Consider the following 10,632-nt stretch of genomic DNA (forward strand, 5'->3'; position numbering starts at 1 on the left):
TTTTAATGGTATTAACTATGTAACGTACTCTAAAACAACGTTGTTTGTTCTTGATAGTTTTCGTCTTCATCTTCTTCTGGTAATTCGTAAGGCAAAGGCTCCAAACGATTAACTTGTTTGATACGTTCCTCTGTTAACAAGTTCCCCAAAGCTTTAATTCCTTTTACCGCAATAAAATCTTCCAAATCTACCAACTCGTTTTCCAGACTTCTTTTGCTGTAGACAATTTCTACCTGAGGCCTGTAGTCCGTAACTATAATTTTTAGCTGTGTTTTTTCGTGGTCGCTAATAAAGCTCTCTTCTTTGTCTGTTTGCTCTATTAAAAAACGTTTGATGTAATAGCGTTCTTTTTCACCTTCGTAATAGACTACTGAAATGGGTTTTTTAGGTTCCCACTTTTCTAACACCTCTAGGTCAGCATCAAAATGCATAGAAAGTGCTGGTGTTACTGCTTTTATTTTTCCAGATTTGGTGGCAATTAATAATTTATCATTAGAACTAAACTCACCCAACAAAGTCCCTCTACCATCTACATTCAAACGATTTACTACATCATCAAACCATATTTTACGAGGTTTAAGCGTAGAGGTTCCTGCTGATTTAAAGCTCACTTTTTTAACCGTATGCTTGGTGACTAGGTTTCCTCGAACCGCTCTTCCTTTGATTGCTAAATCGGATAAATCGATGTCCCACTTTAGTTTTTTTACCATTCCAACTGGTTTAATTTCTATGCTTACCGTTTCTGCTTCTCCATTAGGATTGGCTGTAAAATAGAACACCATAGAACCTTTGTTACCAGCTGTTAAATCGTACACTCGGTCACGTGTCATGGCACTTACATTAAAACGTTTCATATAGGTAGGCCCTTTGGCTCCATCACGATATATCATGTTGTAAGTAGTGCGTTTGTCTCCTTTTTTAAAAATACCTACATGAATAATGTCTTTCCCTACAAAATTCTTCTGAGCTACTTTACTAACTTGCATGCTACCGTCTTTTCTAAACACAATTACATCATCTATATCCGAACAATCACAAACAAATTCATCTCTTTTTAAAGCTGTTCCTACAAAACCTTCTTCTCTATTTACGTACAGTTTTTCATTACGCATTACAACTTTAGTAGCTTCTATATCATCAAATGTTTTGATTTCTGTAAGTCTTTGCTTTTCTTTTCCGTATTTATCTTTTAACTCTTTAAAGTACGCTACGGCAAAATCTATTAAATGTTCTAGATGATGAAGAACTTGTGCAATTTTATCCTCTAAACTTTCTATAAGTTGGTTTGCCTTATCAGAATCAAACTTAGAAATACGTTTGATTTTAATTTCGGTCAAACGGATAATATCTTCTTCGGTTACCGCTCTTTTTAGGTGTTGAATGTGGGGTTTTAAACCAACATCTATGGCCGAAATTACTCCTTCCCAGGTTGCCTCTTCTTCTATATCTCTATAAATACGATGCTCAATAAAAATTTGTTCTAAACTTGCAAAATGCCATTGTTCTTCTAGCTCGTTTAGCTGAATTTCTAATTCATGCTTTAACAAGTTCAACGTATTATTGGTTGATATTTTTAAGATTTGGGATACTCCTAAAAAGATAGGTTTGTGATCTTGAATAACACAACACAAGGGCGATATAGACACCTCACAATTGGTAAAAGCATAGAGGGCATCCATCGTTTTGTCTGGCGATACTGCTGGTGGCAAATGCACCAAAATCTCTACATTTTTTGCCGTGTTGTCTTCTATCTGCTTAATTTTGATTTTCCCTTTGTCATTGGCTTTCAAAATGGATTCTATCAATGTAGATGTGGTCGTTCCGTAAGGAATTTCTGTAATCACCAAAGTTTTTTTATCGAGCTGGCTAATTTTTGCACGTACACGTACTTTTCCACCTCGCTCACCATCGTTGTAATTGGTCACATCAACTTCTCCACCTGTTAAAAAGTCAGGATATAAGGTAAAAGACTTGCCTTTAAGTATTTTGATAGAGGCATCAATCAATTCGTTAAAGTTATGAGGTAATATTTTGGTCGATAGTCCTACGGCAATTCCCTCTCCACCTTGTGCCAGCAACATGGGAAATTTTACTGGCAAATGAATGGGTTCTTTTCTACGTCCATCGTACGAAGCTTGCCATTCTGTTGTTTTGGGGTTAAACACTACCTCTAAAGCAAATTTAGACAAACGAGCCTCTATATATCTTGATGCTGCTGCACGATCTCCTGTAAGAATATTCCCCCAGTTTCCTTGCATGTCTATCAACAACTCTTTTTGACCAATTTGCACCATGGCATCCGAAATAGAAGCATCTCCATGCGGATGGTACTGCATACAATGTCCTACCAAGTTGGCTACTTTATTGTAACGACCATCGTCCAAATCTTTCATCGACTGCATGATTCGTCTTTGCACCGGTTTAAAACCGTCGGCAATGGCAGGTACTGCACGTTCCAAAATTACGTAAGAGGCATAATCTAAAAACCACTCTTTGTACATTCCCGTTACTTTGGTAATGGTTTCTTGGTTACCTTCTTCGTGGGTTTCTTCGAATTGATTTTCTTCTAAGTTGTTATTATCGTCTTGCATACTTTATCTCAGGCTTGCCTTTTAGAACTATTTTATTTTTGTGAATGAACGCATATATGCTATTCACCTTATGCTTTGTCTTTTTGATTTAGGATATTTAGAAATACTATTCAATTACATCCAACTCCACCTTTAAATTATCAATAATAAACTCTTGGCGGTCGGGGGTGTTTTTTCCCATGTAGAATTCCAACATAGCCTCAACAGATTGCTCTTTGTCTAACATCACAGGATCTAATCGAATGTTTTCGCCAATAAAATGCTGAAACTCGTCTGGAGAAATCTCTCCCAATCCTTTAAATCGAGTAATCTCTGGTTTTCCTTTTAGTTTCACAATGGCTTTTTGCTTTTCTTCTTCGGAATAACAGTAAATGGTTTCTTTTTTGTTTCGCACTCTAAACAAAGGGGTTTCTAAAATATACAGATGCCCTTCTTTAATTACTTCTGGAAAAAACTGCAAAAAGAAGGTAATCAACAACAAACGAATGTGCATACCATCCACATCGGCATCGGTAGCGATAATGATGTTGTTGTAACGCAAATTTTCAATACCATCTTCTATGTTTAAAGCCGCTTGTAACAAGTTGAATTCCTCGTTTTCATACACAATTTTTTTGGTCAACCCGTAACTGTTAAGAGGTTTCCCCTTAAGACTAAACACCGCTTGTGTATTTACATTTCTAGATTTAGTAATAGATCCACTGGCTGAATCTCCCTCGGTGATGAACAAAGAAGTTTCCAAATGTCCTTCTTTTTTAGCATCGCCAAGGTGAATTCTACAATCGCGTAGTTTTTTGTTATGCAGACTGGCCTTTTTGGCACGTTCTCTGGCTATTTTACGAATTCCTGACAATTCTTTTCGTTCTTTTTCTGCCTGCATTACCTTTTTAAGAATGGCCTCTGCTACATTGGAATTTTTATGTAAAAAGTTGTCAAATTTTGTTTTTACAAAGTCGTTGATATAAGTACGAACCGTAGGCAAATCTCCTCCCATTTCGGTAGAACCTAGTTTGGTTTTGGTCTGACTCTCGAACACAGGCTCCATGACTTTTATAGATACTGCCGCTACAATAGACTTTCGTACATCGGAAGCATCAAAGCTTTTGTTAAAAAACTCGCGAATGGTTTTTACAATGGCTTCTCTAAATGCATTTTGATGTGTTCCTCCTTGTGTGGTATGCTGTCCGTTTACAAAAGAATGGTATTCCTCACTGTATTGAGTTTTACTATGAGTCATGGCTATTTCAATATCCTCTCCTTTTAAATGGATGATGGGATAAGCCATGCTATCTTCGTGTATATTTTCTTCTAATAAATCTTTTAATCCATTTTTGGACACAAATTTTTCGCCATTAAAAACAATCGTCAATCCTGGGTTAAGATAGACGTAGTTTTTAATCATCTTAATAACGTATTCGTTGCGAAACTTGTAGTTTACAAAAATGCTGGCATCAGGTTTAAATACAACACGAGTTCCTCGTCGTACCGTAGTAGATTCTAGTGGGGTTTGTTGAATAAGGTTTCCTTTTTCAAATTCAGCTACGGTGGTTTGTCCATCTCTATAGGACTGAATTGTAAACTGGGTTGAAAGTGCGTTTACTGCTTTGGTTCCTACTCCGTTTAATCCTACAGATTTTTTAAAGGCTCGAGAATCGTATTTACCTCCTGTATTCATTTTAGACACCACATCCACCACTTTACCTAAAGGCACACCACGTCCGTAATCACGAATGCTTACGGTATCGTTTTTTACCGAAATTTCGATGGTTTTTCCGGCTCCCATTACAAACTCATCAATAGAGTTGTCTATTACTTCTTTGATTAAAATATAAATTCCATCGTCTTGAGAACTACCATCGCCTAACTTACCAATATACATTCCTGGTCGCATACGAATGTGCTCTTTCCAATCTAACGAACGTATATTATCTTCTGTGTATTTTGTTTCTTGACTCATTTGGGGAATTTGTTTACAAACACTAAAATTAAAATATTAAACCTACAAAAAAAGAATCCTTATGTAGGATTTATCAACAGTTTTTCACATGTTTTAGAGCCTAAAATCGTTAGGGTGCTTGGTATAAGCGTATAAAAACACCCTTTTTTTGAAACTCCTTTACCAGTTTCCAATCTTTTTCCAAAGTATCAATTTCATCATCCAATGTACTATTTTCTATATTAGAAAACAGGTAATATTTTACCTCTTTGATTTGGTTGCAATAGGTGTATGGTTGAAATCCTGTAGACAAACTTTCTATACTTGGTGACGGATTTCTGGTTTTAGTTCCTATTTGGTCCATCGGTAAATTTTGATCTAGTACGTAGTTGTACATGTTACGTTTTATCTCAAAATAATTTAAATAGGCTAAAGAACTATCCCAGCCTTGAGGTATTTTAGATGGATAAATCCAGAAATGAGCCGAAACTAGAAAGAAAGCGACACCCGTTTTTACCAAAATTGCTTGTTTTTGACTCCAAACAATATGCATCAAATTGATAACAATAAATAAGCCTACAAGATATAAAAACATTAAATAACGATGCCCAATGGGATTGGTAGAAAAAATAAGAAGTGTTTGAACTACCAAAACACATAAAAACAAAGCAATCATTTTTTTTCCTTTAGCATTTAATTTTCTCTTGTTTTTGTAGCAAACCCAACACAACAAAGCTCCTATAATCCAAAAACTAAATCTACCATAATCTAAAAACACCCAAATCATTGCTATACCATTTTTAAGTATTGCTACCATTCCTGCAACTTCCCTTTGTGTCTGCCAGTTAGGACTTGGCGATTTTAGAATCCAACCTAAGATTTGGTATTGGTAGCCTAGAAATGCTAAAAAAATCAATGTAGGAACTACATAAGAAATAACCACAGAAAGTCTACTCTGTTTGTGATAAAATTTTAGAAATCTTACCACCAAATCCCATAGCATAAATCCACCAAAAAATAAAATCCCTCTTAGGTTACAAAACAAAACTCCTGTAATAGCTACAGCATAAAGGATTCTGTTTTTAAAAATGGAATTGGCTGCTAGTAAACAAAAGAACAGCATTAAAACATCGTTGTTTAATATGGTGGTTTGTGCTAAGTAAGTGGGTTCTAACAATAAGATTAAATATGCAGAATTGGCTAAGTTTCTAGAACCATAGTTTTTTATAAATTGATGCAACTGCAAAACGACCAAACAATTTACAACAAGCAATAAAGCCCTACTTACCAACAAGGTTTTTCCAAATACTTTCCATGAAAAAGCAAGCAATAAAGTCCATAAAGGTGGATGTCCTGAATTGATTTTTGTTGGTACAACCCACTGAGAAAAGTGATGATCGTAAAACCAAGTTGCTCTTTCAGATTTAGTTATTGCATCCCAAAAAAAGGGTACATCTGCTGTGTATATAAACATGGCAAACATTAGCAACACCCCCATGATTGCAAAACAATTTTCTTTAAAAAAAGACACCAAACTAGTTACTTTCATACTTTACAACAATCAATAAGCATAAACTATTTCTTTTCATTTTTGTTAAAAGTAATTATTTTAATGATAGAACTATTATCCAAAGAAAAAAAACATCTGTTACTAAAATAATAGCACGCAAAATCATTCTGATGTAACGATTAAGACATCTACAACTACAAAAAAATATTTTATCCCCTAGTTTTATCACCATAAAAATTTAACAACTTAAACCAATTTAATGATGAAAAAATTACTTTCGTTAGTTGCTATTGTTGCAGCACAATTTTCGTTTGGTCAATCTACGACCTTTACATCGGCACCTACAAGTGCAGAAACTGGAGAAACTATTACTGTCTCTATCAATTTTGATACGGGTTCTACAGAACAAGCAACCCATGCTTATTATGAGTTAAGAGATGTAACTGGAGGAACAAATACTTGGAAATATGGACAGAATATTCCGTTAAATACTCCTACTGCTTCTGGTACACATACAACAACTACTTTTACAATCCCTTCAACTTTAGATCCGGATGCAGACTACAAACTTATAGCAAACTACAGAATAGGTGAGGCTTGGGGAACAGGTATTTCACAAGACATAGATATTATTGCTGGAGATTCTTGGGTGTTTGGTGACAATTTAGAATTTGTTTCAGGAACTACAATAGACGTACCTATTAAATACACTTCTGATACAGATATTGCTGCAGGTGGAATTAAATTTGCCATGTGGACAGAAACAAGAGGAACTGTATCAGAAACCAACATCTTTTCTGACATATGGTACGGAGTTTTTACTAACACTACTATTTTACCAGCGGGTACTAATGTAGAAACTACTATAAATATCAATGTTCCTGCAAACGCTATAAACTCTGCAACTGGTACTGCTTACTTAAGTTCTGATTTAGGAGCTAATTGGGATCCTAATGCAGGTGATGCTGGAAAAAATTATGTAAATCACGCAACTACACCTGCAACTACTTACACTTTTATGTTTAGAAGCGTACTGGGTACAGATCCTAACTTTCAAGTAATACCAGGGTCGGCAGACTTTACTATTGTGGGTACTTTAAGTTCGTCTAGCTATAAAAAATTAGAAGGAGGGATTTCTCCAAATCCAACAACAGGAGTTTTAAATATTGCAAATGTAGATAGGATTAAAAACATTTCTATCTTGAGCTTAACAGGTCAAAAATTAAAATCTTTTAAAGCAGCAAATAGCATTGATATTTCTGATTTGGCTTCGGGTGTCTATATTTTATTGACTGATAATGGACAGTATCAAAAAGTAATTAAGAAATAACAACAACTTTACTTTTAATAATCAAGCGACTCTTAGGGGTCGCTTTTTTAGTTTTAACAGATAGTCTCATTAAAAAAAACATATGTTTTAGTCCAAGCAAATCTATCTTAATACTTTTATATCAAAATAAATATAGAAATGAATACAAAATCATTGTTATTAGGCCTTGCAGTATTATTGGCCTTTTTTAGCCTTTCCCAAAAGGCAAATGCACAAAAAAAGCCAAACATTCTTTACATTATGTCAGACGATCATACGTCTCAGGCTTTTGGAATTTATGGTAGTAGATTGGCGGTATTAAACCCTACTCCAACATTGGACAAAATAGCTAATGAGGGAATTATTTTTGATAATTGTTTTGTAACCAACTCTATTTGTACACCTAGCCGTGCCAGTATCATTACAGGGCAATATAGTCAGGCAAATGGCGTGTTAGATTTGGAAGGACATCTAAACACCAACGATCAGTTTTTACCAGAAGAAATTAAAAAACAAGGATACCAAACTGCTTTGGTAGGAAAATGGCACCTTGGACGTAAACCCAACTTTGATTATTATAACGTGTTTATGGAACATGGTCAACAAGGTTCCTACTTTGATCCTAGCATGACACAAACAGGAATGAAGTATGCAAAATACGGAAGTAAAGACTACGAAGGAAAACGTTACAAAGGCCATAGCTCTGATGTAATTACTGATATTACATTAGATTGGTTAGAAAATAAAAGAGATAAGAAAAAACCATTCTTTTTAATGCACCAGTTTAAAGCACCGCATGATGACTTTGAATATGCTCCTCGTTACAAAGATTATTTAAAAGATGTTCATATTCCAGAACCTGCAAGTTTGTATCACAACGGAAACAATGGTTCTATTGCTACACGAGGGCAAGATGATAAGTTAATCAAAGAAATTGGTTCTTCGGTTTCCAAAAGAAATACCATTCGCCACATGGGAATGCGCTTGTGGAGCAATCAATACATCAAAAAAAACAATTCTAAACTAGATATTGAATCTGCCAAATGGTTAGAAGGAAACGAGTATACTCATGCAACTTATCAAGAATATTTAAAAAGATACTTACGTTGTGTTAAAGGTGTAGATGATAACGTGGCTAGAATTGTAGAATATCTTAAAAAAGAAGGTTTGTACGATAATACAATCATTATTTATACAGGAGATCAAGGATTTATGTTGGGAGAACACGACTATATAGACAAACGTTGGATGTATGAAGAATCTATGCGTATGCCATTTTTTGTAAGATATCCTAAAAAAATAAATCCTGGAACCAGAACGGATGCTATTATTAACAATACAGACTTCGCCCCTACTATGATTGAATTGGCTGGTGGACAAGTTCCTAAAAAAATGCAAGGACATAGTTTTAAGAAAATTCTTAAAAAAGGAGAAGAGCCTAAAGGATGGCAACAATCTACCTATTACCGCTACTGGATGCACATGGCACATGCTCATGCCAACCCAGCACACTTTGGTATAAGAACTAAAGAATACAAGTTGATTTTCTTCTACGGTAAATACTGGGTAGATGTAAACAAGCCTGGAGCTGATTGGAACAAAAAAAGTTGGGGAAATCGTTTTACCATGGATACACCTGTGGCGTGGGAATTTTATGACTTAACCATAGACCCTAAAGAGATGAACAATGCCTACAACGATCCTAAATACAAAGGAATTATTGCAGATTTAAAAGAGCAGTTAAAGGCAAAACGTAAAGAGTTAAATGAAGAAGATGGTGATAAATATCCACATATTCAAAAAGTGATTGATGCACATTGGAATGACTAATATCAATTGATTCTGTATAAAAAAAGGGCCTTTTTAAGGCTCTTTTTTTATTTTTAAAAACATAGCATAATCAGCCCTAATAAAATCATTGTAATTGCACTAATTGTATTGATTATTTTTTGTAACTGTTTATTTTTACTAACATACACACCTATGCTGCCTGCAAAAAATCCCATCAATAAAAACCAAATAACAGCTAATATTGTTAGAATAATTCCCAATAAAAATAATTGCTTAGTGGTATTGTGAATATCCGAATCTACAAATTGTGGCAAATATGCTAAAAATGTAAGAATTGTCTTAGGATTGAATAAATTGGTCACAATACCTTGTTGTATCGATTTACTCTTTTTTTTACTTTGATAAGTCTGTAATTTAGTTTCTTTAACCGTCTTCAAAGCTTTAAATCCTAAATACAAAATGTAAACAGCCCCGATAAACTTTACCGCTAAGTAAAGTACCTCTGAAGCTTTAATGATAGCAGAAATTCCTATTGCAGCCAATGAAGTATGAAAAAGTAAACCAATACCTATTCCCAAAGCAGCCAATACTCCTGATTTTCTTCCTTCAGATATTCCCTTATTTACCACAAAAATAAAATCAGGACCTGGTGTTATAATCAACAAAAAAGATGAAAAAACAAAAAATGGTAAATGTAATATACCCTCCATTTTAATTGAATAAAGCCCCTACATTGGTGGCAAATAATTTTACAGCAATAGCCAACAAAATTATTCCAAAAACTTTTCGTAAAACATTCAGTCCAACAGCCCCTAAAATTTGTTCTATTTTTTTGGAGGCTTTAAGAACAAAATAAACAAAAATACTATTGATAATTATTGCCACAATAATATTTTCTAACTGATATTCTGCTCTAAGAGATATAAGCGTTGTCATCGTCCCTGCTCCTGCAATTAATGGAAATGCTAAAGGTACAATTGAAGTTGTTTCAGTAATCTCTTCTTTAAAGATAGTTACTCCTAATATCATTTCCATTGCTAAAAATAAAAATATAAAAGATCCAGCTACAGCAAAAGAATTAACATCTACTCCTATCAAATCAAGAATTTTATCTCCAACAAATAAAAATAATATCATTAAAACAACTGAGACAATTGTAGCTTTTTCAGACTGTATATGCCCCGTCTTTTTTCTAAGTTCAATAATAATAGGAATACTACCTACAATATCAATTATTGCAAATAAAATCATGGTAGCAGTAACAATTTCTTTCAAATCAAAATCTAAAGACATAACCAACAAAACATTTAATAATAATGATAGCAAAGTTATTGAATCTATTTAGTATTAAGCATAAATAATAGCTTATAAAGTACTGCTATAAAACTGTTCCTCTGTTCAAGCTTTTCATTTTAAGAGTATAAAAACAGGTATCCAAACAAAAACATCCCGATTCTGTTTATAGAATCGGGATGTTATTAAATAAAAAATCCTT

General features: G+C 34.1%; 7 protein-coding genes. 2 read left to right on the forward strand and 5 right to left on the reverse strand.

The window, feature by feature from the left end; genetic code table 11:
* Positions 1-29: 29 nt before the first annotated feature.
* The 3 genes from FS85_RS0100625 to FS85_RS0100635 all read right to left on the reverse strand — a co-directional run bounded on the left by FS85_RS0100625 (position 30) and on the right by FS85_RS0100635 (position 6,076).
* Entirely contained in the window at positions 30-2,591 is a 2,562-nt protein-coding gene (locus tag FS85_RS0100625; RefSeq protein WP_010134001.1) for a DNA gyrase/topoisomerase IV subunit A, read from the reverse strand.
* A gap of 106 nt (positions 2,592-2,697) precedes the next feature.
* The gene (locus FS85_RS0100630) at positions 2,698-4,548 is read right to left on the reverse strand and encodes a DNA topoisomerase IV subunit B (RefSeq protein ID WP_010134002.1); all 1,851 of its coding nucleotides are present in this window, start codon (positions 4,546-4,548) and stop codon (positions 2,698-2,700) included.
* 109 nt (positions 4,549-4,657) lie between these two features.
* Positions 4,658-6,076, reverse strand: coding sequence for a hypothetical protein (locus FS85_RS0100635; protein WP_010134003.1), 1,419 nt, complete (start codon positions 6,074-6,076; stop codon positions 4,658-4,660).
* 223 nt (positions 6,077-6,299) lie between these two features.
* Between FS85_RS0100635 and FS85_RS0100640 the strand changes: the two genes are divergently transcribed.
* Both FS85_RS0100640 and FS85_RS0100645 read left to right on the forward strand, forming a co-directional pair.
* On the forward strand, positions 6,300-7,367 hold the full coding sequence (locus FS85_RS0100640) for a T9SS type A sorting domain-containing protein (protein ID WP_010134004.1): 1,068 nt from the start codon (positions 6,300-6,302) through the stop codon (positions 7,365-7,367).
* 138 nt (positions 7,368-7,505) lie between these two features.
* Positions 7,506-9,176: a sulfatase family protein gene (locus FS85_RS0100645; protein ID WP_010134005.1), complete on the forward strand. Its 1,671-nt coding sequence runs from the start codon at positions 7,506-7,508 to the stop codon at positions 9,174-9,176.
* A gap of 53 nt (positions 9,177-9,229) precedes the next feature.
* On the opposite strand, the gene FS85_RS0100650 is transcribed toward FS85_RS0100645, so the two are convergent.
* Positions 9,230-9,847, reverse strand: coding sequence for a LysE family translocator (locus FS85_RS0100650; RefSeq protein ID WP_010134006.1), 618 nt, complete (start codon positions 9,845-9,847; stop codon positions 9,230-9,232).
* A 1-nt stretch (position 9,848) separates the two neighbouring features.
* Positions 9,849-10,430: a MarC family protein gene (locus FS85_RS0100655; protein ID WP_010134007.1), complete on the reverse strand. Its 582-nt coding sequence runs from the start codon at positions 10,428-10,430 to the stop codon at positions 9,849-9,851.
* Between the last annotated feature and the right edge of the window lie 202 nt (positions 10,431-10,632).

The organism is Ochrovirga pacifica, from assembly GCF_000220525.1.
Lineage (GTDB): Bacteria > Bacteroidota > Bacteroidia > Flavobacteriales > Flavobacteriaceae > Ochrovirga > Ochrovirga pacifica.

Bases quoted from the DNA above. Each gene is read 5' to 3' on its own strand.
- FS85_RS0100625 (WP_010134001.1), bottom strand. From the start codon at position 2,591: ATGCAAGACGATAATAACAACTTAGAAGAAAATCAATTCGAAGAAACC.
- FS85_RS0100630 (WP_010134002.1), bottom strand. From the start codon at position 4,548: ATGAGTCAAGAAACAAAATACACAGAAGATAATATACGTTCGTTAGAT.
- FS85_RS0100635 (WP_010134003.1), bottom strand. From the start codon at position 6,076: ATGAAAGTAACTAGTTTGGTGTCTTTTTTTAAAGAAAATTGTTTTGCA.
- FS85_RS0100640 (WP_010134004.1), top strand. From the start codon at position 6,300: ATGAAAAAATTACTTTCGTTAGTTGCTATTGTTGCAGCACAATTTTCG.
- FS85_RS0100645 (WP_010134005.1), top strand. From the start codon at position 7,506: ATGAATACAAAATCATTGTTATTAGGCCTTGCAGTATTATTGGCCTTT.
- FS85_RS0100650 (WP_010134006.1), bottom strand. From the start codon at position 9,847: ATGGAGGGTATATTACATTTACCATTTTTTGTTTTTTCATCTTTTTTG.
- FS85_RS0100655 (WP_010134007.1), bottom strand. From the start codon at position 10,430: ATGTCTTTAGATTTTGATTTGAAAGAAATTGTTACTGCTACCATGATT.